Annotated in this window: 26 protein-coding genes; 23 read left to right on the forward strand and 3 right to left on the reverse strand. The window is 41.1% G+C overall.

The genetic code is table 11. The annotated features are described in order from the left end of the window. Nucleotides 1-50: 50 nt before the first annotated feature. The 3 genes from gltX to rpmH all read left to right on the forward strand — a co-directional run bounded on the left by gltX (nucleotide 51) and on the right by rpmH (nucleotide 3,475). Nucleotides 51-1,511, forward strand: a complete 1,461-nt coding sequence (gene gltX, locus NMM19_RS07360) for a glutamate--tRNA ligase (RefSeq protein WP_178895499.1) — start codon at nucleotides 51-53, stop codon at nucleotides 1,509-1,511. A gap of 470 nt (nucleotides 1,512-1,981) precedes the next feature. Beyond that, complete coding sequence (locus NMM19_RS07365; RefSeq protein WP_016466880.1) at nucleotides 1,982-3,196, forward strand: pyridoxal phosphate-dependent aminotransferase; 1,215 nt, start codon at nucleotides 1,982-1,984, stop codon at nucleotides 3,194-3,196. A gap of 144 nt (nucleotides 3,197-3,340) precedes the next feature. Then, the gene (gene rpmH / locus NMM19_RS07370) at nucleotides 3,341-3,475 is read left to right on the forward strand and encodes a 50S ribosomal protein L34 (protein ID WP_000831905.1); all 135 of its coding nucleotides are present in this window, start codon (nucleotides 3,341-3,343) and stop codon (nucleotides 3,473-3,475) included. A 182-nt stretch (nucleotides 3,476-3,657) separates the two neighbouring features. Here rpmH and NMM19_RS07375 read toward each other — a convergent pair whose 3' ends face one another. Continuing rightward, a complete protein-coding gene (locus NMM19_RS07375; protein WP_178895498.1) occupies nucleotides 3,658-5,502 on the reverse strand; it encodes an APC family permease in 1,845 nt (614 codons plus the stop codon). Between the two features lie 155 nt (nucleotides 5,503-5,657). Between NMM19_RS07375 and NMM19_RS07380 the strand changes: the two genes are divergently transcribed. The 13 genes from NMM19_RS07380 (at nucleotide 5,658) to pflA (ending at nucleotide 17,774) form a co-directional block, all read left to right on the forward strand. Next, nucleotides 5,658-6,434, forward strand: a complete 777-nt coding sequence (locus NMM19_RS07380) for a TatD family hydrolase (protein WP_178895497.1) — start codon at nucleotides 5,658-5,660, stop codon at nucleotides 6,432-6,434. Further along, entirely contained in the window at nucleotides 6,431-6,994 is a 564-nt protein-coding gene (gene rnmV, locus NMM19_RS07385; RefSeq protein ID WP_178895496.1) for a ribonuclease M5, read from the forward strand. The genes NMM19_RS07380 and rnmV overlap by 4 nt, the downstream gene beginning before the upstream one ends. A 133-nt stretch (nucleotides 6,995-7,127) precedes the next feature. Then, on the forward strand, nucleotides 7,128-8,546 hold the full coding sequence (locus tag NMM19_RS07390) for an SseB family protein (RefSeq protein WP_178895495.1): 1,419 nt from the start codon (nucleotides 7,128-7,130) through the stop codon (nucleotides 8,544-8,546). Nucleotides 8,547-8,633: 87 nt separating this feature from the next. Next, on the forward strand, nucleotides 8,634-9,350 hold the full coding sequence (locus NMM19_RS07395) for a dimethyladenosine transferase (protein ID WP_178895494.1): 717 nt from the start codon (nucleotides 8,634-8,636) through the stop codon (nucleotides 9,348-9,350). A 12-nt stretch (nucleotides 9,351-9,362) separates the two neighbouring features. Further along, nucleotides 9,363-10,235 carry a 16S rRNA (adenine(1518)-N(6)/adenine(1519)-N(6))-dimethyltransferase RsmA gene (gene rsmA, locus NMM19_RS07400; protein WP_178895493.1) on the forward strand — a complete coding sequence of 291 codons (873 nt, stop codon included), beginning with the start codon at nucleotides 9,363-9,365 and terminating at the stop codon, nucleotides 10,233-10,235. A 1-nt stretch (nucleotide 10,236) separates the two neighbouring features. Further along, nucleotides 10,237-11,115 carry a ribosome small subunit-dependent GTPase A gene (gene rsgA, locus NMM19_RS07405; protein WP_178895663.1) on the forward strand — a complete coding sequence of 293 codons (879 nt, stop codon included), beginning with the start codon at nucleotides 10,237-10,239 and terminating at the stop codon, nucleotides 11,113-11,115. Nucleotides 11,116-11,125: 10 nt separating this feature from the next. Then, the gene (gene rpe, locus NMM19_RS07410) at nucleotides 11,126-11,782 is read left to right on the forward strand and encodes a ribulose-phosphate 3-epimerase (RefSeq protein ID WP_178895492.1); all 657 of its coding nucleotides are present in this window, start codon (nucleotides 11,126-11,128) and stop codon (nucleotides 11,780-11,782) included. Continuing rightward, nucleotides 11,745-12,407, forward strand: a complete 663-nt coding sequence (locus NMM19_RS07415; RefSeq protein ID WP_225750747.1) for a thiamine diphosphokinase — start codon at nucleotides 11,745-11,747, stop codon at nucleotides 12,405-12,407. The genes rpe and NMM19_RS07415 overlap by 38 nt, the downstream gene beginning before the upstream one ends. Nucleotide 12,408: 1 nt before the next feature. After that, entirely contained in the window at nucleotides 12,409-13,665 is a 1,257-nt protein-coding gene (gene rmuC / locus NMM19_RS07420) for a DNA recombination protein RmuC (RefSeq protein ID WP_178895490.1), read from the forward strand. Then, entirely contained in the window at nucleotides 13,655-14,596 is a 942-nt protein-coding gene (locus NMM19_RS07425) for a 3'-5' exoribonuclease YhaM family protein (RefSeq protein ID WP_006152067.1), read from the forward strand. The genes rmuC and NMM19_RS07425 overlap by 11 nt, the downstream gene beginning before the upstream one ends. A 101-nt stretch (nucleotides 14,597-14,697) precedes the next feature. Further along, entirely contained in the window at nucleotides 14,698-15,522 is an 825-nt protein-coding gene (gene purR / locus NMM19_RS07430; protein ID WP_006147832.1) for a pur operon repressor, read from the forward strand. A 72-nt stretch (nucleotides 15,523-15,594) separates the two neighbouring features. Next, the gene (locus tag NMM19_RS07435) at nucleotides 15,595-16,848 is read left to right on the forward strand and encodes a diaminopimelate decarboxylase (protein WP_178895489.1); all 1,254 of its coding nucleotides are present in this window, start codon (nucleotides 15,595-15,597) and stop codon (nucleotides 16,846-16,848) included. 131 nt (nucleotides 16,849-16,979) lie between these two features. After that, complete coding sequence (gene pflA, locus NMM19_RS07440; RefSeq protein ID WP_178895488.1) at nucleotides 16,980-17,774, forward strand: pyruvate formate-lyase-activating protein; 795 nt, start codon at nucleotides 16,980-16,982, stop codon at nucleotides 17,772-17,774. 75 nt (nucleotides 17,775-17,849) lie between these two features. Here the strand turns inward: pflA and yidC are convergent, their stop codons facing one another. Both yidC and NMM19_RS07450 read right to left on the reverse strand, forming a co-directional pair. Next, entirely contained in the window at nucleotides 17,850-18,773 is a 924-nt protein-coding gene (gene yidC, locus NMM19_RS07445; protein WP_178895487.1) for a membrane protein insertase YidC, read from the reverse strand. Nucleotides 18,774-18,850: 77 nt separating this feature from the next. After that, nucleotides 18,851-19,129: an acylphosphatase gene (locus NMM19_RS07450; RefSeq protein WP_001174501.1), complete on the reverse strand. Its 279-nt coding sequence runs from the start codon at nucleotides 19,127-19,129 to the stop codon at nucleotides 18,851-18,853. Between the two features lie 33 nt (nucleotides 19,130-19,162). On the opposite strand from NMM19_RS07450, the gene NMM19_RS07455 reads away from it, so the two are divergent. The 7 genes from NMM19_RS07455 (at nucleotide 19,163) to NMM19_RS07485 (ending at nucleotide 24,107) form a co-directional block, all read left to right on the forward strand. Then, nucleotides 19,163-19,903, forward strand: coding sequence for an RNA methyltransferase (locus tag NMM19_RS07455; RefSeq protein WP_178895486.1), 741 nt, complete (start codon nucleotides 19,163-19,165; stop codon nucleotides 19,901-19,903). 52 nt (nucleotides 19,904-19,955) lie between these two features. Further along, nucleotides 19,956-20,639, forward strand: coding sequence for a Bax inhibitor-1/YccA family protein (locus tag NMM19_RS07460; RefSeq protein WP_178895485.1), 684 nt, complete (start codon nucleotides 19,956-19,958; stop codon nucleotides 20,637-20,639). Between the two features lie 88 nt (nucleotides 20,640-20,727). Then, entirely contained in the window at nucleotides 20,728-21,720 is a 993-nt protein-coding gene (gene asnA, locus NMM19_RS07465) for an aspartate--ammonia ligase (RefSeq protein WP_178895484.1), read from the forward strand. 60 nt (nucleotides 21,721-21,780) lie between these two features. Then, the gene (gene rsmD / locus NMM19_RS07470) at nucleotides 21,781-22,320 is read left to right on the forward strand and encodes a 16S rRNA (guanine(966)-N(2))-methyltransferase RsmD (RefSeq protein WP_178895483.1); all 540 of its coding nucleotides are present in this window, start codon (nucleotides 21,781-21,783) and stop codon (nucleotides 22,318-22,320) included. Next, a complete protein-coding gene (coaD, locus tag NMM19_RS07475; RefSeq protein ID WP_178895482.1) occupies nucleotides 22,310-22,798 on the forward strand; it encodes a pantetheine-phosphate adenylyltransferase in 489 nt (162 codons plus the stop codon). The genes rsmD and coaD overlap by 11 nt, the downstream gene beginning before the upstream one ends. Then, nucleotides 22,782-23,819, forward strand: a complete 1,038-nt coding sequence (locus tag NMM19_RS07480) for a SepM family pheromone-processing serine protease (RefSeq protein WP_178895481.1) — start codon at nucleotides 22,782-22,784, stop codon at nucleotides 23,817-23,819. The genes coaD and NMM19_RS07480 overlap by 17 nt, the downstream gene beginning before the upstream one ends. A gap of 57 nt (nucleotides 23,820-23,876) precedes the next feature. Further along, a complete protein-coding gene (locus tag NMM19_RS07485) occupies nucleotides 23,877-24,107 on the forward strand; it encodes a DUF1146 family protein (protein ID WP_178895480.1) in 231 nt (76 codons plus the stop codon). Nucleotides 24,108-24,124 lie beyond the last annotated feature (17 nt).

Here is a 24,124-nt window from a genome sequence, read left to right on the forward strand (position 1 = left end):
TAATATAGAGAGCAAAAAGGCAGATGCCTAGAGACTTTACAGGAGAAACTATGTCAAAAGATATTCGTGTGCGTTATGCACCAAGTCCAACAGGACTACTACACATCGGAAATGCCCGTACAGCATTGTTTAACTACTTGTATGCACGCCACCATGGTGGAACTTTTATCATCCGTATTGAAGACACAGACCGCAAGCGTCACGTTGAAGACGGAGAACGTTCTCAGCTTGAAAACCTTCGTTGGTTGGGCATGGACTGGGATGAAAGTCCAGAGACTCATGAAAACTACCGCCAGTCTGAACGTTTGGAACTCTATCAAAAATACATTGACCAACTCTTGGCTGAAGGAAAAGCCTACAAATCTTACGTTACAGAAGAAGAGTTGGCGGCTGAGCGCGAACGCCAAGAAGCAGCTGGGGAAACACCTCGCTACATCAACGAATACCTTGGTATGAGCGAGGAAGAAAAAGCAGCTTACATTGCAGAACGTGAAGCAGCAGGAATCATCCCAACGGTTCGTTTGGCAGTCAATGAGTCTGGTATTTACAAATGGCATGATATGGTCAAAGGCGATATCGAGTTTGAAGGTGGCAATATCGGTGGAGACTGGGTTATCCAAAAGAAAGATGGCTACCCAACTTACAACTTTGCCGTTGTCATCGATGACCACGACATGCAAATCTCTCACGTCATTCGTGGAGACGACCACATTGCTAACACACCAAAACAGCTTATGGTTTATGAAGCACTCGGATGGGAAGCTCCAGAGTTCGGTCACATGACCTTGATTATCAACTCTGAAACAGGTAAGAAATTGTCTAAACGTGACACCAACACCCTTCAATTTATCGAAGATTACCGTAAGAAAGGTTACCTTCCAGAAGCAGTCTTTAATTTTATCGCTCTGCTTGGTTGGAATCCTGGTGGGGAAGACGAAATCTTCTCTCGCCAAGAACTCATTCAACTCTTTGATGAAAACCGTCTCAGCAAGTCTCCAGCAGCTTTCGACCAGAAGAAAATGGACTGGATGAGCAATGAGTATATCAAGAATGCGGATCTTGAGACTATCTTTGAAATGGCAAAACCATTCCTTGAAGAAGCAGGACGTTTGACAGACAAGGCTAAAAAATTGGTGGAGCTCTACAAACCACAAATGAAGTCAGTTGATGAAATCGTTCCATTGACGGACCTTTTCTTCTCAGACTTCCCAGAATTGACAGAAGCTGAGCGAGAAGTCATGGCTGGCGAAACTGTTCCGACTGTACTTGAGGCTTTCAAAGCGAAACTTGAAGCCATGTCAGACGATGAGTTTGTGGTAGAAAATATCTTCCCACAAATCAAAGCAGTTCAAAAGGAAACTGGTATCAAAGGGAAAAATCTCTTCATGCCAATCCGTATCGCCGTTTCAGGTGAAATGCATGGTCCTGAATTGCCAGATACCATCTACTTGCTTGGACGTGAAAAATCCATCCAACACATTGAGAAAACGTTGGCAGAAATTGTAAAATAGCATACAAAAAGAACTCAAATATTGAGTTCTTTTTGTATGCATACTTGTTTGAAAATGCAAAAATTTTAGTGTATAATATGAATTGACAGGGCAAGGAAATAAGTTGGTGAGATGGTATTGTTACAACTAGACTCGGCTTAGTCTAACATTATTCCTAATGTTGGTCAGTCTACTTATTTTTTCTTTGCGTTTTGCTGAATAGAAGCAGAAATTCTTTTGTTCATGCAGTTACCATCCCTTACAATGACTTTGTTTTCGATCACCAGAGTTTCTCTACAAAGATTTTGGTCCAATTTATCCAGCTTTTTAGAGGACCTATCAACTCTTTCTTCTCCAAAAATAGAAAGAAATCGGATTTGTCCTGTTACCTTGCGTTAAGCAAGGTTTTTTTGTGGAATAGTACTGGGAAATTTGCGATTTCGTTTTGGAGTGGTATAATATTAACTATCCTGATGAATAGAGGAACTCAAATGAAAGAATTTAACAAATCAATTAAATTAGAGCATGTGGCTTATGATATCCGTGGTCCAGTTTTGGAAGAAGCTATGCGCATGCGCGCAAATGGAGAAAAAATTCTTCGTTTGAATACAGGGAACCCAGCTGAGTTTGGCTTTACAGCTCCGGATGAGGTGATTCACGACTTGATTATGAATGCCCGTGATAGTGAAGGTTATTCAGATTCAAAAGGTATCTTTTCAGCTCGTAAGGCGATTATGCAATATTGCCAACTGAAAAACTTCCCTAATGTAGGCATTGATGATATTTACCTTGGAAATGGAGTTAGTGAGCTAATCGTTATGTCCATGCAAGGGCTTTTGGACAATGGTGATGAAGTCTTGGTTCCTATGCCAGACTATCCTCTTTGGACTGCTGCAGTCAGCTTGGCCGGAGGAAATGCCGTACACTATATTTGTGACGAAGAAGCTGAATGGTATCCAGACCTAGATGATATTAAGTCTAAGATTAGTTCCAATACCAAGGCCATTGTTTTGATCAATCCAAATAATCCAACGGGTGCCCTCTATCCCAAAGAACTCTTGTTAGATATCATCGAGATTGCTCGCCAAAATGACTTGATTATTTTTGCGGATGAAATCTACGACCGTATGGTTATGGATGGGAATGTCCACACACCAGTAGCAAGTTTGGCTCCAGACCTTTTCTGTGTCAGCATGAACGGTCTTTCTAAATCTCACCGTATCGCTGGATTCCGTGTGGGTTGGATGGTCTTGTCTGGGCCTAAACACCATGTAAAAGGCTACATTGAAGGGCTCAATATGCTCTCAAATATGCGTCTCTGTTCGAATGTGCTTGCTCAACAGGTTGTTCAAACTTCACTAGGTGGTCACCAGTCAGTGGATGAATTGCTCTTGCCAGGTGGTCGCATCTACGAGCAAAGAAACTTTATTTATAATGCCATTCAAGATATTCCAGGCTTGTCTGCTGTTAAACCAAAAGCAGGTCTTTATATCTTCCCTAAAATTGACCGCAATATGTATCGTATCGACGATGATGAACAATTTGTCCTTAATTTCTTGAAACAAGAAAAGGTTCTCTTGGTACATGGACGTGGCTTTAACTGGAAAGAACCAGATCACTTCCGAATCGTTTATCTACCACGTGTTGATGAGTTAGCCCAAATACAGGAAAAGATGACTCGCTTCTTGAAGCAGTATCGTAGATAAGGCTTTCATAGCAAAAAAGCTGGAAACATTTGTCAGAGCTATTGACAAATAAGTAAGAATCAGATAGAATAGTAAAGTATGTTTAGTAACTGATCACTTTATAGCCGGCTAAACGAATACAAAATCTATGAGGAGGTATTCATCGTGAAACGTACTTATCAACCAAGTAAACTTCGTCGTGCGCGCAAACACGGATTCCGTAACCGTATGTCAACTAAAAACGGTCGTCGCGTATTGGCAGCTCGTCGTCGTAAAGGACGCAAAGTTTTGGCTGCATAATCCAAACAAATGAAACAAAGAAGTCAGTAGGAACTCGAGCCTACTGACTTTTCTGTTTATCTAAAAGAGAGAAACTTCTATGGCAATTGATGTAATGTGAAAACCGTAGGAGATGTATTGGAAAGCTGATTAATAGAAAAAGCTCAAAAGCAGAAGGCGAATTTCTGATTTTGAGCTTTTCTTTATTCTTTCAAATGATAAGAGTAGCTAGCCACGACGACATCTTCGTGCCATCTGAGAGCGTATTTCAATTTGAGGCTCATTTGATTGTGTAGGATATTTTGCCAAGGCTTGTTAGGGATAAATTGAGGTACTAGAACTGTAACCGTGTAGTTCTTTTTCTTGGCTTCTTGAGAGATTTTTCGGACATATCGAACTGTAGGAGTGATGATATCTCGATAGCTAGTATTAATGTTTTTTAGAGTGATATTTGGGAAGTAGTCAGCGAATTCTTGAAGGATTTCTTGGTCTTTTTCCTCCGTTTCCTTGGTGGAAATATGCATAGCCAAAACCTCATCTCCTATGCTTTGAGCGTAATTAATCGCTCCGACGCTGACTCGAGTCACATTTCCCACTAAGACAAGGACGACATTGCCATCGTAGGTTTTCTTTTGAACTCCTTCATAAAGTCGAAGTTGTTTGGCCACCTTTTGGTAATGACTGTGGATGGCTAAAAAGAGGAAGGTTAAGACTAGGATAATTGGGAAGAATGGCCAGATATCTCCAAGTCTGAAGAAGAGTAGGATAAGAACGATAGCGTAACAAATGATAGCGCCGAGGATGTTAGCAAAGGCAGATTTTAAGAAATGAGAGCCTTTTTCTTTTTTCCAGTGGCGAATCATCCCTGTTTGAGAAAGTGCAAAAGGAACGAAAACTCCGATAGTATAGAGAGGAATCAAGCGTTCTGTATTTCCGTTAAAAATGAGCAGAAGAATCATAGCGCCAAAGGCCAAGGTTAGGATACCGTTTGAGTAACCTAGACGATCTCCCTTTTCCATAAAGAGATGGGGCATGTACTTGTTCTTAGCCATATTGTAAGCCAACATCGGAAAGGCAGAAAAACCAGTATTTGCAGCAACGGCTAGGATTAGGGCAGTTGAGAATTGGAAGAGATAATAAACAATCTGACCGAGAGCAGAATCCCCTAAAATTCCTTTAGCCATTTGTGAAAGGATTGTTTCTCCGTGTTGAGGTGTAATCCCCATCCAGTAGTTTAGGAAGGTAATTCCTGCAAATAGAAATCCAAGAATCAGAGACATGATGGTCAATGTTTGAGCCGCATTCTTTTCTTTTGGGGTCTTGAAAAATGGAACAGCATTTGAGATAGCTTCAACTCCAGTTAGTGAAGCCGAACCGCTTGTGAAGGCCCTTAAAATTAGGACGATTGAGAGACTTGGGACAGTTTGACCAATTGCAGAAGTTGCATGATAGCTGAGAGAACCTGTCAATAGTTGGAATAAGCCAAACAATAAGAGGAAGACCGTGCTAAAGATAAAGAGATAGACAGGGATCATCAGAGAACTAGCAGATTCCCTCAAGCCTCTCAGATTCAAAAGCATGAGCAAACATACTAGAAAAATAGAGATGTGGAGATTGTAAGGATGGAGAGCAGGAAGTGCAGCTGTGATCGCATCAGCACCTGCAGCCACAGATACGGCTACTGTTAGCATGTAGTCAACAAGCAGGCTTCCCCCAGCAATCAAACCTAACTCAGGGGAGAGGTTTTCTCGAGTAACCATATAGGCACCTCCACCTTGAGGGTAGGCATGGATGATTTGTCGATAAGAAATGGTCAGGCTAGCTAATAGTAAGAGGACAAAGATACCAATAGGGAGACTCCACCAAATAGCTAGGGGAGAAAGACTAGCCAAGACGAGGACGACCTGCTCGGGTCCATAAGCGATAGAAGATAGAGCATCGCTTGAGAGCATTGCGAGTGCTTGTGTTTTTCCAAGAAGTCCTCCTTCACCTTCTGTTAAGGATTTAAGGGGACGACCGATAAAGGTATATTTTAGTTTTGTAAACATTTTCTTTCCTTTTTTGAAATTTTCAACAAGAGCTATTATACTGCTATGAAAAAATACCGTCAAGGGAAAATCATTGATTTCAAAATATTTTTTTCCTATAAGGATGCGACTAGTTTTTTGGTATAATAGAAAGTAGAAAAAACGAGGAAATATAAATGATTTTTGATACTCATACACATTTAAATATAGAGGAATTTTTGGGACGTGAAGAAGAAGAGCTTGCCTTAGCAGCGGAAATGGGTGTAACTCGGATGAATATCGTTGGTTTTGATAAGCCGACGATTGAGCGTGCCCTAGAGTTGGTGGAAGAATATGACCAACTCTATGCGACAATTGGATGGCATCCAACAGAAGCAGGAGATTATACAGAGGATATTGAGAATTACTTGCTAGAAAAACTAAAACATCCAAAAGTTGTTGCCCTAGGTGAGATTGGTTTGGACTATCACTGGATGACAGCGCCTAAAGAAGTTCAAGAGAAGGTTTTCCGTCGTCAGATTCAGCTATCAAAGGAATTGGACTTACCTTTTGTAGTTCACACCCGTGATGCGCTCGAAGATACCTATGAGATTATCAAAAGTGAAGGAGTCGGTCCCCGTGGTGGCATCATGCATTCCTTCTCTGGTTCTCTGGAATGGGCTGAAAAGTTTGTGGAACTGGGTATGACTATTTCCTTTTCTGGGGTGGTGACCTTCAAAAAGGCAACAGATATTCAAGAAGCAGCAAAAGAGTTACCTTTGGATAAGATTTTGGTAGAAACAGATGCCCCTTATTTAGCCCCTGCACCCAAGCGTGGTCGCGAAAACAAGACAGCTTACACGCGCTATGTAGTGGACTTTATCGCGGACTTGCGTGGCATGAAGACAGAAGAATTGGCAGCTGTGACAAGTGCTAATGCAGAAGGCATCTTTGGATTGGAACATAAATCATGAAAGAGAAAATTTCCCAAGTCATCGTAGTCGAAGGGCGTGATGATACGGCAAATCTTAAACGTTATTTTGATGTGGAGACCTATGAAACACGAGGTTCCGCAATAAATGACCAGGATATAGAACGCATCCAACGTCTACACCAACGTCATGGGGTGATTGTCTTTACAGATCCTGATTATAATGGGGAGCGAATCCGTCGTATGATTATGACGACCATTCCGACAGTGCAACACGCCTTTCTCAAACGAGACGAGGCAGTGCCTAAGTCTAAGACCAAGGGACGTTCTCTAGGAATCGAACATGCCAGCTACGAGGACCTGAAAACAGCACTGGCTCAAGTAACAGAGCAATTTGAAGTAGAAAGTGATTTTGATATTAGCCGTAGTGACTTGATTCGATTGGGATTTTTGGCTGGGGCAGATAGTCGAAAACGCAGAGAATATCTAGGAGAAAGTCTACGTATCGGTTATTCCAATGGGAAGCAACTTCTCAAGCGTTTGGAATTATTTGGCATCCGTTTAGCTGAAGTTGAAGATGCCATGAAATCATATGAGAATTGAGAAACTCCCCCAAAATGTAGGGGGAATATGATACAATAGAAGTAAGTTTATACGGTTTAATCAGGCTTGCTTGCAAGCATTAGAAAAGTGACTCCATAGGCTTTGTGCTAAGTGGAGACAATGAGGAAAAGTTATGGGAATCTTTGATTTTTTAAAAAAGACAGAAACAACAAAAACAACTGAATCCAATAAGGAAACAGAAGAGGCGAAAGGCAATGCTTGTTTGGGAGTTCTAGATTTGTTCCCGATGAAGGAAACGAATCAATTATTGATTGTTGGGAGTCTAGAAGGAAGTATCAAGGTTGGAGATCAGTTGCAATTTTGCAATCCCGACCAAGGAATGGAAATTCTTGGCTCTGTAGAGGTTAAAAAACTCAGCAGTCAAAACAAAGATGCAGATAGTCTAACTGATGAAGTTCTTGCCCATCTAGTGGTTGATAGGATTCCTTCTTTGGATAAACTGAAAAAAGGAAGTGTGCTCTTTAGTTCAGGTATTGAGGAAGAGCAAAAATTATCTAGCTATTCAGATGCTCTTTATCGTGCTTTTGTAGCCATTCAAGAAGGTCAATTGACTAATGAAGACTATTTGGCATCTAGTCTTGATGATAGCGTAGAGATTTTACGCCTCTTTTTATGGAAATGCCGTCAAAATCAGGAAACTGAAAGTGAAGAAAGCTATCAAGCTAACACCCGCAAGTTGGAGCGTCTAGCAGAAATTGTCAAGGATAAGTTGTTAGCAGCAGATTCTGTTTATGCAGTTTATTCAGAAAAAACAGGTGAACCCTATCTTTTCTCAACGACCTATGACAGGGGAGAAGAGGGATACCTATGTACTGATCCCATGATCATGCTTTTGACACCATCTTGGTATCGCCAATTTAAGGAAACCATTGATAGTCGACCAAACTCAGTCGTAAAACTGATTGAAAATACGGAAGATAAAAAAGGGATTGAAAATTTCCTTGGGACAGCCTTTTACTTAAATGGTGCCTTGGGAGCAATCTTTAATTCCAAGGAAGTCAGCATCAGTGCCTCTGCCTTAGTTCAAAAACCAGATTTTTCTGATTTGCCTGAAATACAAGTTCCTGTAATGAACCCTGACCTAGTAAGATGGATGCTGTTAATGGGACAACTGGATAGCCCGACGACAGAAGATGAAGAAGTAATTTACAAACTCTATTATAAGTTCTTCTCTGAAGCTATGCTGAAAGCAAAATTCCTAATTCCTTTAGATGCTGCTTCGGAATTTAAGGACGATAGTCAGGAAGGAAGCTCCTTTGTCTTGGAAAAAGATTCTAGTTTCAACATTCCAGTCAAAGAAGGAAAAGATGGCAGAAATTCTGTGCCGGTATTTACCGATTGGAAACGTCTGCGAATGGTCTTTGACGAAAAATGGAATGGCATGATTGAAGAAGCGGGAGGCATGATTGAAGGCTTTGACTATGCTATAAACCCAACGGAATACTATGAAGCGGGTGCCTATGTTAGTCTAACAGCTTTTAGAGACATGCAAAAACTTAGTGAGGAACAAGAAGGAAGAGCTCAAGATTAGAAAGATCTTTACATTGGGAAACTTTATAGTTTTATCCACACTTACTTGAACCAGTAACCTTTTTCAAAGATTGTGAAAGGAAACGATATGGCAAATAGAAGTTATATTTACTTAAAAAACGGAGATGAAGCCCGTATTCTAACAGAGGGAATTTACACAATACCTTATTTTTGGCAATTGTTTTGGGATGAAGAAGATTTAAAAGCTCCTATTGCTCTCTGGGAAACAGCAGAAAAACTCGAAGAAGATGAAGAGCAAGCAGAAAAGTTTTACCAAGAGCAGAATGTAGATATCTTGCTTCCTATTGAAAAATTCCAGCAAAACGCCCTCCAAAACCGCTCTTTTTTAGAAGATAATGTCCCACAAGCCTTGAAACTATATGATGCCTTTGTTCGTTATATTCTTGCAAACGTAAAAGATGGTGATGTGTTAGGATTTGATCTTTTGGATGTAGTTTTTATGGACCAAGTCTCTGTAGTCGCTGATAAACTGTTAAAAAATATCCGAGCTATTCGGGAAAATCAACCAAAAGATTTGGACTTTTCTCTAACGGATAAGAACCTAATTGGTCTTGCTATGGGCTTTCCTGACTATTATGCTTCAGAATTATTGCCAGAAGACAATATTCTAGATTCGGTTGCCTATCAGGATGAACTAAATAAAATGAACCCTCAAGATGATAAGCAAGGGGACGATATGACTGGAGCCGATACAAAAGCGAACAAGTGGAGGAATGGTATAGTATATTTGCTCATACTTGCACTAGTAATTAGGTTGATTTTTTATATGATGGTTAAGAGATAGAAAAGAGAATAAATGAGAATTGCAGATTATAGCGTGACCAAGGCAGTGCTGGAGCGTCACGGTTTTACCTTTAAAAAATCTTTCGGGCAAAATTTCTTGACGGATACCAATATCCTTCAAAAAATCGTGGATACAGCTGAAATTGATGATCAGGTTAATGTTATCGAAATCGGGCCAGGGATTGGTGCCTTGACAGAATTTTTGGCTGAGCGTGCAGCTCAAGTCATGGCATTTGAGATCGACCACCGCTTGGTACCAATCCTAGCCGATACCTTGCGAGATTTTGACAATGTGACCGTAGTCAACGAGGACATTCTAAAAGTTGACTTGGCACAGCACATCCAGAATTTTAAAAATCCTGACTTACCAATCAAGGTAGTAGCCAACTTGCCCTACTATATCACGACGCCTATTCTCATGCACTTGATTGAAAGTGGCATTCCTTTTAGTGAGTTTGTGGTTATGATGCAAAAAGAAGTGGCAGATCGTATCTCTGCTAAGCCCAATACCAAGGCTTACGGCAGCTTGTCGATTGCCGTTCAGTATTACATGACAGCTAAGGTTGCTTTTATCGTACCTCGTACGGTCTTTGTGCCAGCACCAAATGTGGATTCAGCTATCCTGAAAATGGTACGTCGCCCAGAACCGGCTGTAGCAGTGGAAGACGAGAAATTCTTCTTTAAAGTTTCCAAGGCTAGTTTTATCCATCGTCGTAAGACCTTGTGGAATAATCTGACAGGTTACTTTGGCAAGACTGATGAAATCAAGGATAAATTGACTAAGGCATTGGATCAGGCAGGACTATCCCCAAGTGTACGCGGTGAAGCTCTTGGCTTAGAAGAATTCGCTAGTCTAGCAGATGCGCTTAAAGGACAAGGACTCTAGGATGCAGGGACAAATCATTAAAGCTTTGGCCGGATTCTACTATGTGGAGAGTGATGGTCAGGTTTATCAAACACGCGCGCGTGGAAATTTTCGTAAAAAGGGTCATACGCCCTATGTTGGAGATTGGGTAGATTTTTCTGCGGAGGAAAATTCCGAAGGTTATATTCTCAAGATTCACGAACGAAAAAATAGTCTGGTTCGTCCACCGATTGTCAATATTGACCAAGCTGTGGTGATCATGTCGGTCAAAGAGCCTGACTTTAATAGCAACTTATTGGATCGGTTCTTGGTTCTTTTGGAGCACAAGGGCATTCATCCTATCGTCTATATTTCCAAAATGGACTTACTAGAGGATAGGAGAGAACTGGATTTCTACGAGAAAACCTATCGTGCTATTGGTTACGATTTTGTGACGAGTAAAGAAGAACTTTTACCCTTGTTGACAGGCAAGATTACGGTCTTCATGGGGCAGACGGGTGTTGGAAAGTCAACTTTGCTCAATAAAATCGCACCTGATCTCAATCTAGAAACGGGAGAAATCTCAGACAGTCTGGGTCGTGGTCGTCACACTACTCGAGCGGTTAGTTTTTACAATCTCAATGGTGGGAAAATCGCAGACACACCAGGTTTTTCATCGCTGGATTACGAAGTAACAACAGCAGAAGATCTGAATCAGGCTTTTCCAGAGATTGCTAGTGTCAGTCGTGATTGTAAATTCCGCACTTGTACCCATACCCATGAGCCATCTTGCGCTGTAAAACCAGCAGTAGAAGAGGGCATCATTGCTACCTTCCGTTTTGACAACTACCTGCAATTCCTCAGTGAGATTGAAAATCGTAGAGAAACCTATAAAAAAGTCAGCAAAAAAATTCCAAAATAAGGAGAAACCTATGTCTCAATACAAGATTGCTCCGTCAATTCTGGCAGCGGATTATGCCAACTTTGAACGTGAAATCAAACGCTTAGAAGCAACTGGGGCTGAATATGCCCACATCGATATCATGGATGGTCACTTTGTACCCCAAATCAGTTTTGGTGCAGGTGTGGTCGAAAGTCTTCGTCCTCATAGCAAGATGGTCTTTGATTGCCATTTGATGGTATCAAATCCCGAACATCATTTAGAAGACTTTGCGCGTGCAGGTGCAGACGTCATCAGCATCCATGCAGAAGCAACACCTCATATCCATGGGGCCCTTCAAAAAATTCGATCTTTGGGAGTGAAGCCTTCTGTTGTCATTAACCCTGGAACACCTGTTGAGGCGATTAAACATGTGCTTCATTTGGTTGACCAAGTATTAGTCATGACCGTTAACCCTGGATTTGGTGGGCAAGCTTTTCTGCCTGAAACCATGGATAAGATTCGTGAGTTAGTGGCACTTCGTGAGGAGAAGGGCTTGAACTTTGAAATCGAAGTTGATGGTGGGATTGATGATAAAACTATTGCTCAAGCCAAAGAAGCTGGTGCAACAGTCTTTGTAGCAGGGTCCTATGTCTTTAAGGGAGATGTCAATGAACGAGTGCAAGCTCTCAGAAAACAACTGGACTAAAGTTGCAGTTTTTGCAGGCGGAGACCGCGGTCACTATCGGACAGATTTTGACTGCTTTGTCGGTGTGGATCGAGGCTCACTTTGGGTACTGGAGGAAAAACTTCCTCTTGCTTTAGCCGTTGGGGATTTTGATTCTGTGACTGTAGAAGAACGTCAGTTGATTCAAAAACGTGCCCAGCATTTTGTTCAAGCCCAGCCAGAAAAAGATGATACCGATCTGGAACTAGCACTTTTAACGATTTTTGAAAAGAATCCTCAAGCTCGGGTGACTATTTTTGGTGCCCTAGGTGGTCGCATTGACCATATGTTGGCTAATGTCTTTCTGCCTAGCAATCCTAAATTGGCGCCCTATATGCGTCAGATAGAGATTGAGGATGGGCAAAACTTGATTAGCTATTGTCCAGAAGGAACCAGTCAGCTAGAACCACGTTCGGACTATGATTACCTTGCTTTTATGCCTGTGAGGGATAGTCAGTTGACTATTATCGGAGCCAAGTATGAACTAACTGAGGAGAATTTTTTCTTTAAGAAAGTTTATGCTTCTAACGAATATATAGATAGGGAAGTTTCGGTAACATGCCCGGATGGCTATGTGGTCGTACTGCATAGTAAGGACAGGAGATAGGATGGAGATTGTATTACTACTGTTATTAATTGCTAACCTGGCTGGCCTCTTTCTCATTTGGCAAAGGCAGGACAAGCAGGAGCAATATTTGACCAAGAGTTTAGAAGACCAGGCAGATAATCTCTCAGACCAGTTAGATTATCGATTTGAACAAGCACGACAAGCTAGTCAGTTGGACCAAAAAAATCTAGAAGTGGCTGTTAGCGACCGTTTGCAGGAGGTGCGGATTGAATTGCACCAAGGTCTGACTCAGGTTCGACAGGAGATGAATGAAAACCTCCTCCAAACCAGAGATAAGACTGACCAAAGACTACAGGCCTTGCAGGAGTCAAATGAGCAACGTTTAGAGCAGATGCGCCAAACGGTCGAGGAAAAGTTAGAAAAGACCTTGCAGACACGTTTGCAAGCGTCTTTCGAGACAGTTTCAAAACAACTGGAATCTGTCAACCGAGGTTTGGGTGAAATGCAGACGGTTGCCCGTGATGTCGGCGCTCTTAATAAGATCTTATCTGGTACAAAAACTCGAGGAATTCTAGGAGAATTACAACTGGGACAGATTATTGAAGATATCATGACACCTGCCCAGTATGAACGAGAATTTGCAACGGTTGAAAACTCTAGTGAACGTGTGGAATACGCCATCAAGTTACCTGGACAAGGTGACCAGGAATATGTCTATCTACCGATTGATTCTAAGTTTCCACTGGCAGATTATTACCGTCTGGAAGAAGCCTATGAAGCAGGTGACAAGGACGAGATTGAGCGCTGTCGTAAGTCTCTCCTAGCAAGCGTCAAGCGTTTTGCTAAGGATATTAAGAGTAAGTACCTGGCGCCACCTCGGACAACCAATTTTGGAGTCTTGTTTGTTCCGACAGAAGGTCTTTACTCAGAAATCGTTAGAAATCCGATTTTCTTTGATGGTTTGAGACGGGAAGAGCAGATTATCGTTGCGGGACCAAGTACCTTGTCAGCCCTTCTTAACTCCCTATCTGTTGGCTTCAAGACTCTGAGTATCCAAAAGAGTGCTGACCATATTAGCCAAACTCTAGCCAACGTCAAAACCGAATTTGGCAAGTTTGGTGGTATTCTGGTTAAAGCGCAAAAACACCTCCAACATGCCACTGGTAATATTGATGAATTGTTAAACCGACGTACTTCAGCTATTGAGCGAACTCTCCGACATATTGAATTGTCAGAAGGTGAGCCTATGCTTGATTTGCTCCAGTTCCAAGAAGATGAGGAAGAATATGAAGATTAGTCACATGAAAAAAGATGAACTGTTCGAAGGCTTTTACCTAATCAAATCAGCCGATCTGAGACAGACGCGTGCTGGGAAAAACTACCTAGCTTTCACCTTCCAAGATGATAGTGGGGAAATCGAAGGAAAGCTCTGGGATGCCCAACCTCATAACGTTGAGGCCTTTACTGCAGGAAAAGTTGTCCACATGCAAGGGCGTCGTGAAGTTTACAACAACACTCCACAGGTAAATCAAATTACCCTTCGCTTACCTCAGCCTGGCGAACCCAATGACCCAGCAGACTTCAAGGTCAAATCACCAGTGGATGTTAAAGAAATCCGTGAGTACATGGCACAGATGATTTTCAAGATTGAAAATCCCATCTGGCAACGAATCGTTCGGGCCCTCTATACTAAATATGATAAAGAATTTTATTCCTATCCAGCTGCAAAAACCAACCACCATGCCTTTGAAACAGGGCTAGCTTATCATACAGCGACTATGGTTCGTTTAGCAGAGGCAATTGCTGATGTGTACCCACAACTCAATAAGAGCTTGCTCTATGCGGGAATTATGCTTCATGACCTGGCTAAGGTTATTGAGTTAACAGGTCCGGACCAGACAGAGTATACAGTGAGAGGAAATCTTATCGGGCATATCGCCTTGATTGATAGCGAGATTACCAAAGCAGTTATGGAACTTGGCATTGATGATACTCGAGAAGAAGTGGTGCTTCTGCGCCATGTGATTCTCAGCCACCATGGATTACTCGAGTATGGTAGTCCTGTTCGTCCTCGTGTGATGGAAGCTGAAATTATTCATATGATTGATAATTTGGATGCGAGTATGATGATGATGTCAACAGCGCTCGCCCTTGTTGATGAGGGGGAAATGACCAATAAGGTCTTTGCAATGGACAATCGTTCCTTCTACAAGCCAAAATTAGACTAGAAACTAAAAAAATGAGCTTTATTTAGACAATAAAGTTCGTTTTTTTGCTTTAGTGTGTTATAATGAGAAAAAGACTAATTAAAAAGAATGGTGAATAACTAATGAAATTAAGAAGAAGTGATCGGATGGTTGTTATTTCCAATTATTTGATTAACAATCCATACAAATTAACCAGTCTCAATACCTTTGCGGAAAAGTATGAATCTGCCAAGTCTTCTATTTCAGAAGATATTGTCATTATTAAGCGCGCCTTTGAAGAAATTGAAATTGGTCATATTCAAACGGTGACAGGTGCTGGTGGTGGGGTTATTTTCACACCTTCTATCTCTACCCTTGAGTCCAAAACAATCATCCAAGAGCTTCGCGATAAACTTTCAGAGAGCGACCGCATTCTTCCAGGAGGCTACATTTATTTGTCTGATCTCCTTAGCACTCCAGCTATTTTGAAAAATATTGGACGTATTATTGCCAAGAGCTTTATGGACCAAAAGATTGATGCTGTTATGACGGTAGCGACCAAAGGGGTTCCGCTTGCAAATGCAGTAGCAAATGTTCTCAACGTACCTTTTGTCATTGTTCGTCGTGACTTGAAAATCACAGAAGGTTCAACTGTGAGTGTTAACTACGTCTCAGGTTCTAGCGACCGTATTGAAAAAATGTTCCTTTCAAAACGTAGCCTTAAGGCAGGAAGCCGTGTCCTGATTGTTGATGACTTTTTGAAAGGCGGAGGAACGATTAACGGTATGATTAGCCTTTTAACAGAGTTTGATTCTGAGTTAGCTGGTGTAGCTGTCTTTGCTGATAATGCGCAGGAAGATCGTGAACAGCAGTTTGACTACAAATCACTCTTAAAAGTTACCAATATTGATGTGAAGAACCAACAAATTGAAGTTGAAGTTGGGAACATCTTCGAAACAGAAAAATAAGAGAGAATAAGATGCTTAAAGGTTGGAACTTTCGTCCCAGCCTTTCTTTGATAATGAATATGAAGGAGCCCTATGAAGACGCCATTTATTAAACGTGAAGACTTAGAAAAGATTGTTGAAGAGTTTCCAACTCCATTCCATCTCTACGATGAAAAAGGTATTCGCAAGAAAGCACGCGCAGTAAACAAAGCCTTCTCTTGGAATAAAGGCTTTAAAGAATACTTCGCAGTTAAGGCAACCCCAACTCCAGCTATCTTGAAGATTTTGCAAGAAGAAGGATGTGGAGTGGATTGTTCTAGTTATGTAGAACTCTTAATGAGTCATAAGCTCGGGTTTTCAGGGGCGGAGATGATGTTTTCATCTAACAATACACCAGACCAAGAGTACGCTTATGCCCGTGAATTAGGGGCGACTATCAACTTGGATGCCTTTGAAGATATCGACCATTTAGAGCGCGCTGCGGGGATTCCTGAGATTATCTCTTGTCGTTACAATCCTGGAGGCGTATTTGAACTAGGGACAGACATTATGGATAATCCTGGTGAAGCTAAGTTTGGGATGACCAAGGAGCAACTCTTTGAAGCCTTTGCTATCCTGAAAGAAAAGGGAGCTAAAACCTTTGGGATTCATTCCTTCCTAGCTTCCAATACTGTGACCCACCTCTACTATCCAGAATTAGCACGTCAGCTCTTTGAGTTAGCAGTAGAAATCAAGGAAAAGTTGGGTATTTCGCTGGACTTTATCAACCTTTCTGGAGGTATCGGAGTCAACTATCGTCCAGATCAAGAGCCAAATGACATCGCCTTGATTGGTGAGGGAGTTCGTCAGGTTTATGAAGAAGTTCTTACGCCAGCAGATCTTGGTCAGGTTAAAATCTTTACAGAACTAGGTCGCTTTATGTTGGCACCTCATGGCATTCTCGTTACAAAAGTTACTCATAAAAAGAAAACCTACCGTACTTATCTAGGAGTAGATGCGTCAGCTGTCAATCTTATGAGACCAGCTATGTACGGTGCTTACCATCATATTACTAACATGATGCATCCTGATGGTCAGACTGAAATGGTTGATGTTGTTGGTTCTCTTTGTGAAAACAACGACAAGTTTGCAGTAAATCGTGAGTTGCCTCAAACAGAAATTGGTGATTTGTTAGTGATTCATGATACAGGTGCCCATGGCTTCTCTATGGGATACCAGTACAATGCGAAACTTCGTTCGGCAGAGATTCTCTACACAGAGGACGGTGGTGCTCGACTAATCCGTAGAGCAGAGCGACCTGAGGACTATTTTGCGACTCTCTATGGCTTTGACTTTGACAAGGAATAGAGGAATTTTGAAAATCATGAAAGTTGAAAGTGAAAAACAGATTGTTTTCTAAAAAATAGACAAAATCTATTGTTTTTCCTTTCAAGCGTGATATAATAAAATTATAAAACGGTTTCAAGGAAGGTGACGTGATGTCAGAAGAAACAATAGACTACGGACAAGTGACAGGAATGGTACATTCGACAGAGAGTTTTGGGGCGGTAGATGGTCCCGGAATTCGTTTCATTGTCTTTTTGCAGGGCTGTCAGATGCGTTGCCAGTATTGCCATAACCCTGACACATGGGCAATGGAAACCAATAAATCTCGTGTACGAACAGTAGACGATGTTCTAGAAGAAGCGCTTCGTTTTCGTGGTTTCTGGGGAGATAAGGGTGGAATTACTGTCAGTGGAGGAGAAGCTCTCTTACAGATTGATTTCCTAATTGCTCTCTTTACAAAAGCAAAAGAAAAAGGCATCCACTGTACCTTGGATACTTGTGCCCTTCCATTCCGTAATAAACCACGTTATTTAGAGAAATTCAATAAACTAATGGCCGTGACAGACTTGGTTCTTCTTGATATCAAGGAAATCAACGAAGCACAGCACAAGATTGTAACCAGTCAAACCAACAAAAATATCTTGGCGTGTGCGCAGTACTTGTCAGATATTGGGAAACCTGTTTGGATTCGTCATGTTCTCGTGCCAGGATTGACAGACCGTGATGAAGATTTGATTGAGCTTGGGAAATTCGTAAAAACTCTTAAAAATGTTGATAAATTTGAGATTTTGCCTTACCATACCATGGGTGAGTTCAAGTGGCGTGAACTTGGGATTCCGTATTCACTTGAAGGGGTTAAACCTCCAACAGCAGATCGTGTTAAAAACGCTAAGGAATTGATGGATACAGAAAGCTATCAAGATTACATGAAACGTGTTCATGGATAAAAAATAAGCCTGATGAAAATATCGGGCTTTTCTGATATAAAAAAAGCTTAGCTCGAATGCTAAGCCTTTTATTTTTTATCTAGAATGTTGTTTTCCAGAATTGCGTTTTTTGTTCTTCTTAGCAGAAGTTGAGATAACTGCAGCTGATTCAGGGGTTACATCTTTACGAGCACCTGAAGTTTTACTTGCTTTTGGTGGGTTCTTGGCATATTCTTCACGTACTTTTTTACGAAGTTTTGGACGAATCATGTAGTTGACGATGAATTGTTGAAGGATCATCATGAAACCACCGACAACCCAGTAAAGCGTTACACTAGCTGGTGAGAAGATTGAGAACATGACAATCATCAACGGACTCATGTAAATCATTTTCTTGAGTTGTTCTCTTTGAGTCTCGTCTTCAACTCCGTGTAGAGAAAGGAGTGATTGGATGTAGTAGAGAATACCTGCGCAGGCAATGAGAATCCAACTTGGAGAACCCAGTGCAATACCTAAGAAGCTAGCTTCAGAAACACCTTCTGTGTGTTGAGCAGCAAAGTAGATAGCAGAGAAGAAAGGCATTTGAATGAGGATAGGGAAACATCCTACACCACCAAACATACTAATACCATGCTCTTTTTGAGCAGCAAAGAGAGCTTGTTGGGCTTCTAGTTTTTCTTCTTGAGTCGTTGCTTCTTTGAGACGAGTCTGATGTGGCTCAAGGACATGCTTGAGGGCGTTCATCTTCTCAGAGTGAAGGGTAGCCTTCCATGATTGGTAGATACCAAGTGGAAGGATAATCAAGCGGACGATAATAGTTACGATGATAATACCAACACCGAAACCAAGACCTTGGTCATTGGCAAAATATTTGATAGCCTCTGCCATAGGTGCTCCGATGGTATTCCAGATAAATCCGGTTGGCTGACCTGTTGCTTTATCAACCTGGACACATCCTGTCAAGACTAATAGCATAGCCACTCCCATGACTGAGAGGGCGATTCGTTTAATTGATTTCACTGTTTTTATTCCTTCTTAAAAAATTATACCTTTCTATTCTACTGCTTTTTTTGAAAATATACAATAGTTCTAGAGACCTAATTTGCGACTTTGAAATCTGAATAGGATGGAAAGTTGCTTAATTGGACGTCGAGATAGGTTACTTTTGAGAAGGGAGTGGGCCCTTTTCGGATCTCTTGGATGAACTTAGCCATGATAGCTGAAGACTCTGCTTGGGCAAGAATTTCAACTGTTCCGTCATCGTTGTTCCAGACCCGACCGGTGATTCCACCTAGCTCGAGGGCAAGGGTATAGACGCCCCAGCGGAAACCAACGCCTTGGACGCGTCCCTGTGCGATCATTTTGACCTTTTGCATACTAAACCTCCTTGATTGTGTTATAATATTTCTATGACTATTATAACCTCTAAAGCAAATTCTGTGGTAAAAAATGCCAAGAAATTGCATCAAAAAAAATATCGAAAATCTTCTTATTTAATTGAAGGATGGCATTTGTTCGAAGAAGCTATTCAGGCTGGTGCAAAGATAGAGAAAATATTTGCTCTAGTAGAGTATGGAGATAAACTAGTAGATTATCCTCAGACTGTCTTTGTGACAGAGGAAATTTTATTCGATTTAGCAGATTCCCAGACGCCTCAGGGCATCGTTGCCATTGTTCAAAAGGAAGAGGAGCAGTTGCCGGATTTGACCTCTGGAAAATATCTTTTCTTGGAAGATGTGCAGGATCCTGGAAATGTGGGGACCATGATTCGGACGGCAGATGCTGCAGGTTTTTCTGGAGTCATCGTTTCAAGCAAGTCGGCTGATATCTACAGTCTCAAAACACTTCGTTCCATGCAGGGCAGTCATTTACATTTGCCGATTTATCGCATGTCTGTTGAAACATTCGTTGAAGAGGCTAAAAAGAATCACTTGTCCATTCTAGCAACTACCTTGTCCCAGAACTCTAAAGATTATCGTGAACTGGATCGGTTAGAGGATTTTGCTTTGGTTATGGGAAATGAAGGGCAAGGCATTAGTCCCTTCATGGCAGATCAAGCAGATCAACTGGTTCATATCAGCATGAAGGGGCAGGCGGAAAGTCTGAATGTCGCCATCGCTGCAGGCATACTCATGTTTTATTTGAGTTAAAATAGTTAATTTTTGTTATAATCAGTAAAAAGATTTCATAAGGAGAAGAAATATGAATCAAACAATTATTCAAGAACGTTCTGGTTTGAATCAATTTTATGCAAAAGTTTATGCTTTTGTAGGGATTGGGATTGCCTTATCTGCAATTGTCTCAGCCTTAATGTTAACAACCTTCCAAGACCTTCTCGTACAGTTAATGTTAAATGCACGCATATGGCTAATCGTGACAGGAGTAGTTGAAGTTGCTCTTGTAATTGCAGCCAGCAATATGGCTTATAAAAATAGCCCAGCAGCTCTTCCGATGTTTCTCATCTATTCAGTAGTGAACGGTTTTTCGCTGAGTTTCATCGTATCGCTCTATCTTCCAGGAACAGTTTTGACTGCCTTTATTTCCAGTGCAGCCCTCTTCTTTGTCATGGCTATCATAGGAGTCGTCATCAAAAAGGATTTGAGTGGTATCGGACGTGCATTGATTGCAGCTTTATTTGGTCTAATACTGGCCATGGTTGTCAATATCTTCTTAAATAGTGGCCTAATGGACTACATTATTAGTATTGTTATGGTGCTTGTTTTTGCAGGTTTGATTGCTTGGGATAATCAAAAGATTCGTTATGTTTACGAAGAGTCAGATGGTCAAGTCGCTACAGGCTGGGCAATTTCTTTAGCACTTAGCCTCTACCTTGACTTTATCAACCTCTTCCTTAGCTTCCTACGTATCTTTGGACGTGACGATTAATGCTTTTAGAGCTCAAATGAGCTCTTTTTTCTTTTATTTTTACTGATAAAAAGGTATAATCTTTATTATTATTCTAAAGGAGGAATGTATGAAGAAAAGTTTTATCCATCAGCAAGAAGAGATTTCATTTGTGAAAAATACCTTTACCCAGTATTTAAAAGATAAGTTAGAAGTAGTAGAAGTACAAGGCCCAATCTTAAGTAAGGTTGGAGACGGGATGCAGGATAACCTTTCAGGGATTGAACATCCAGTATCTGTTAAGGTTCTGCAAATTCCAGACGAAACCTACGAGGTGGTACATTCACTTGCTAAGTGGAAACGCCATACTTTGGCACGTTTTGGTTTCGGTGAAGGAGAAGGTCTCTTCGTTCACATGAAGGCTCTTCGTCCGGACGAAGATTCACTAGATGCGACTCATTCGGTTTATGTGGACCAGTGGGACTGGGAAAAGGTTATTCCTAATGGAAAACGCAATCTAGCCTATCTTAAAGAAACAGTTGAAAAGATTTATAAGGCTATTCGTTTGACTGAGCTAGCAGTTGAAGCACGATACGATATTGAGTCAATTTTGCCTAAGCAAATTACCTTTATCCATACAGAAGAGCTTGTTGAACGCTATCCAGACTTGACACCGAAAGAACGTGAAAATGCTATCTGTAAGGAATTCGGTGCTGTCTTCCTAATTGGTATCGGTGGTGTATTATCGGATGGGAAACCTCATGATGGCCGTGCACCAGACTATGATGACTGGACAACTGAATCTGAAAATGGTTATCATGGCTTGAATGGAGATATCCTTGTCTGGAATGATAACTTGGGTGCAGCCTTTGAATTATCTTCAATGGGAATTCGTGTCGATGAAGATACCCTCCGTCGACAAGTAGCTATTACAGGAGATGAAGATCGTCTTTCTTTGGAATGGCACAAAGCTCTCTTAAACGGTCTCTTCCCATTGACAATTGGTGGAGGAATTGGTCAATCACGTATGGCTATGTTCTTACTTCGTAAGAAACATATCGGTGAAGTTCAAACAAGTGTTTGGCCACAAGAAGTCAGAGATACTTACGACAATATTCTTTAATCAATCGAGCCGCAAGGTTCGATTTTCTTTTTTTTATCAGAATTTGGTATAATATACCTTATGAAAATCGTATCAGGAATCTACGGAGGACGTCCTTTAAAGACGTTGGAGGGCAAAACAACGAGGCCGACATCAGACAAGGTCCGAGGAGCTATTTTCAATATGATTGGTCCCTACTTTGAAGGAGGACGTGTACTAGATCTTTATGCGGGTAGCGGCGGTTTATCCATCGAAGCAGTTTCAAGGGGAATGTCAAGTGCTGTTCTGGTCGAGAGGGATAGACGGGCCCAGAATATTGTGGCAGAAAATATCCGGATGACCAAGGAAACCTCAAAGTTTCAATTATTGAAAATGGAATCTAGCCGTGCATTGGAACAGATTGATGGTGTCTTTGATCTTATTTTCTTGGACCCTCCCTATGCAAAAGAACAAATCGTGTCGGATATTGAAAAAATGGCGGAGAGAAATCTTTTTTCAGAAGATGTCATGGTGGTCTGCGAGACTGATAAATCAGTAGAACTTCCAGAAGAAATCGCCTGTTTGGGCATCTGGAAGGAAAAAATATATGGGATTAGTAAGGTGACGGTTTATGTCAGATAAGATTGGGTTGTTTACAGGTTCATTTGATCCAATGACGAATGGGCATATGGATCTCATTGAGCGTGCAAGTAAGCTCTTTGATCAATTGTATGTAGGAATTTTTTATAATCCACACAAAAATGGATTTTTACCGATAGAAAGCCGACTAGAGACGGTTGAAAAAGCAGTGGTACATTTAGAAAATGTTCAAGTCATAGCTTCTCACGATGAGTTAGTGGTTGATGTTGCTAGAAAACTAGGTGTAGAGGTCTTGGTGCGTGGCTTGCGTAATGCTACTGATCTTCAGTATGAAGCTAGTTTTGATTTTTACAACCATCAATTAGCAGGAGAAATGGAGACAGTCTATCTCCACAGTCGCCCAGAACATATCTATATTAGTTCTTCAGCTGTGAGAGAATTGTTGAAATTTGGTCAAGATATCAGTGAGTATGTCCCAAATGCTGTCTTAGAGGAGTTAAAACATGAAGAAAAAAACTAGATGGCCCATATATTTAATCATTGGGCTTGTTATTACTTTTATAGCTTTTACGGTACCCCTGCCTTATTACATTGAGGTTCCAGGGACTTCAGAAGATATTCGAAAAGTCTTACAAGTCAATAATCAAGCTGACCAAGAGGAAGGTTCCTATCAATTTGTGACAGTTGGGGTTAAACATGCTAGACTGGTGGACTTGGTTTATGCTTGGCTGACGCCTTTTACGGATATTCGAAGTGCTAAAGAGATGACAGGTGGTTCTTCAGATGCAGAATTTATGCGAATCAACCAGTTTTACATGGAAACTTCGCAAAACATGGCCAAATATCAAGGTCTGAAATCTGCTGGTAAGGAAATAGAGCTCAAATATCTGGGGGTCTATGTTTTGACTGTGACGGATAACTCGACTTTCAAGGGGATTCTCAATATCGCTGACACCGTGACGGCTGTAAACGATAAGACTTTTGAAAGCTCCAAGGAGATGGTCGACTACGTCAACTCTCAAACTCTTGGAGACAAGGTTAAGGTTACCTACCAGGAAGACGGAAAAGTCAAGACTGCTGAAGGAAAAATCATTACTCTGGAAAATGGGAAAAACGGTATTGGAATCGGTTTGATTGACCGCACAGAAGTGTCAAGTTATGTGCCAATCAAGTTTTCAACTGCTGGCATTGGTGGTCCGAGTGCTGGAATGATGTTTAGTTTATCCATCTATACGCAAATTGCAGACCCTACTCTTCGAAATGGACGAATCATTGCTGGTACAGGAAGTATCGACAGAGATGGAAATGTTGGTGATATTGGTGGAATTGACAAAAAAGTTGTTGCTGCTGCAAAAAAAGGAGCTACTGTATTCTTTGCTCCAAACAATCCAGTAACTGAAGAAGCTAAAAAGGCCAATCCTAATGCTAAAAGTAATTATGACACGGCTGTAGAAGCTGCTGAAATGATTAAAACAGACATGAAGATTGTTCCTGTAAAAACACTTCAGGATGCAATTGATTACTTGAAAAACAACCCATAAAATATAGTGCAAGTCCATAGACTAGCGTAGAAAAAGAGAAGATGGTATAATAGGCAGATGATTCAATTGTTTTTTACCCTCAGTAGTCATATGTTTTTTGTCTACCTAGTTTTTCAACTGTTGAAAGATTTGGTCAAATGGGATCAAATTTTAAAGGTAACTAAGGACAATGCGAGGAAGGTACGACTTTTAGTAGTATTGTGTAGTATCGGTTTAGGGTATCTGATTAGTTCTTTTTTCCTAAATCTCTATCAATTATGGCAAGAAGCAGTACGAGGATTATTATAATTTTTAAGAATTAATAA

The organism is Streptococcus sp. CF8_St5-17 (genome assembly GCF_024295665.1).
In the GTDB taxonomy this organism is placed as follows: domain Bacteria; phylum Bacillota; class Bacilli; order Lactobacillales; family Streptococcaceae; genus Streptococcus.

Excerpts from the sequence above, each read along its gene's own strand:
- NMM19_RS07455 (WP_178895486.1), top strand. The coding sequence starts at position 19,163 with ATGACTATTATAACCTCTAAAGCAAATTCTGTGGTAAAAAATGCCAAG.
- NMM19_RS07390 (WP_178895495.1), top strand. The coding sequence starts at position 7,128 with ATGGGAATCTTTGATTTTTTAAAAAAGACAGAAACAACAAAAACAACT.
- rsmD (WP_178895483.1), top strand. The coding sequence starts at position 21,781 with ATGAAAATCGTATCAGGAATCTACGGAGGACGTCCTTTAAAGACGTTG.
- pflA (WP_178895488.1), top strand. The coding sequence starts at position 16,980 with ATGTCAGAAGAAACAATAGACTACGGACAAGTGACAGGAATGGTACAT.
- NMM19_RS07415 (WP_225750747.1), top strand. The coding sequence starts at position 11,745 with ATGAACGAGTGCAAGCTCTCAGAAAACAACTGGACTAAAGTTGCAGTT.
- rnmV (WP_178895496.1), top strand. The coding sequence starts at position 6,431 with ATGAAAGAGAAAATTTCCCAAGTCATCGTAGTCGAAGGGCGTGATGAT.
- NMM19_RS07450 (WP_001174501.1), bottom strand. The coding sequence starts at position 19,129 with ATGCAAAAGGTCAAAATGATCGCACAGGGACGCGTCCAAGGCGTTGGT.
- NMM19_RS07380 (WP_178895497.1), top strand. The coding sequence starts at position 5,658 with ATGATTTTTGATACTCATACACATTTAAATATAGAGGAATTTTTGGGA.
- NMM19_RS07480 (WP_178895481.1), top strand. The coding sequence starts at position 22,782 with ATGAAGAAAAAAACTAGATGGCCCATATATTTAATCATTGGGCTTGTT.
- rmuC (WP_178895490.1), top strand. The coding sequence starts at position 12,409 with ATGGAGATTGTATTACTACTGTTATTAATTGCTAACCTGGCTGGCCTC.
- purR (WP_006147832.1), top strand. The coding sequence starts at position 14,698 with ATGAAATTAAGAAGAAGTGATCGGATGGTTGTTATTTCCAATTATTTG.
- asnA (WP_178895484.1), top strand. The coding sequence starts at position 20,728 with ATGAAGAAAAGTTTTATCCATCAGCAAGAAGAGATTTCATTTGTGAAA.
- NMM19_RS07485 (WP_178895480.1), top strand. The coding sequence starts at position 23,877 with ATGATTCAATTGTTTTTTACCCTCAGTAGTCATATGTTTTTTGTCTAC.
- NMM19_RS07435 (WP_178895489.1), top strand. The coding sequence starts at position 15,595 with ATGAAGACGCCATTTATTAAACGTGAAGACTTAGAAAAGATTGTTGAA.
- rsmA (WP_178895493.1), top strand. The coding sequence starts at position 9,363 with ATGAGAATTGCAGATTATAGCGTGACCAAGGCAGTGCTGGAGCGTCAC.
- rpe (WP_178895492.1), top strand. The coding sequence starts at position 11,126 with ATGTCTCAATACAAGATTGCTCCGTCAATTCTGGCAGCGGATTATGCC.
- rsgA (WP_178895663.1), top strand. The coding sequence starts at position 10,237 with ATGCAGGGACAAATCATTAAAGCTTTGGCCGGATTCTACTATGTGGAG.
- gltX (WP_178895499.1), top strand. The coding sequence starts at position 51 with ATGTCAAAAGATATTCGTGTGCGTTATGCACCAAGTCCAACAGGACTA.
- NMM19_RS07365 (WP_016466880.1), top strand. The coding sequence starts at position 1,982 with ATGAAAGAATTTAACAAATCAATTAAATTAGAGCATGTGGCTTATGAT.
- coaD (WP_178895482.1), top strand. The coding sequence starts at position 22,310 with ATGTCAGATAAGATTGGGTTGTTTACAGGTTCATTTGATCCAATGACG.
- NMM19_RS07425 (WP_006152067.1), top strand. The coding sequence starts at position 13,655 with ATGAAGATTAGTCACATGAAAAAAGATGAACTGTTCGAAGGCTTTTAC.
- NMM19_RS07460 (WP_178895485.1), top strand. The coding sequence starts at position 19,956 with ATGAATCAAACAATTATTCAAGAACGTTCTGGTTTGAATCAATTTTAT.
- NMM19_RS07395 (WP_178895494.1), top strand. The coding sequence starts at position 8,634 with ATGGCAAATAGAAGTTATATTTACTTAAAAAACGGAGATGAAGCCCGT.
- NMM19_RS07375 (WP_178895498.1), bottom strand. The coding sequence starts at position 5,502 with ATGTTTACAAAACTAAAATATACCTTTATCGGTCGTCCCCTTAAATCC.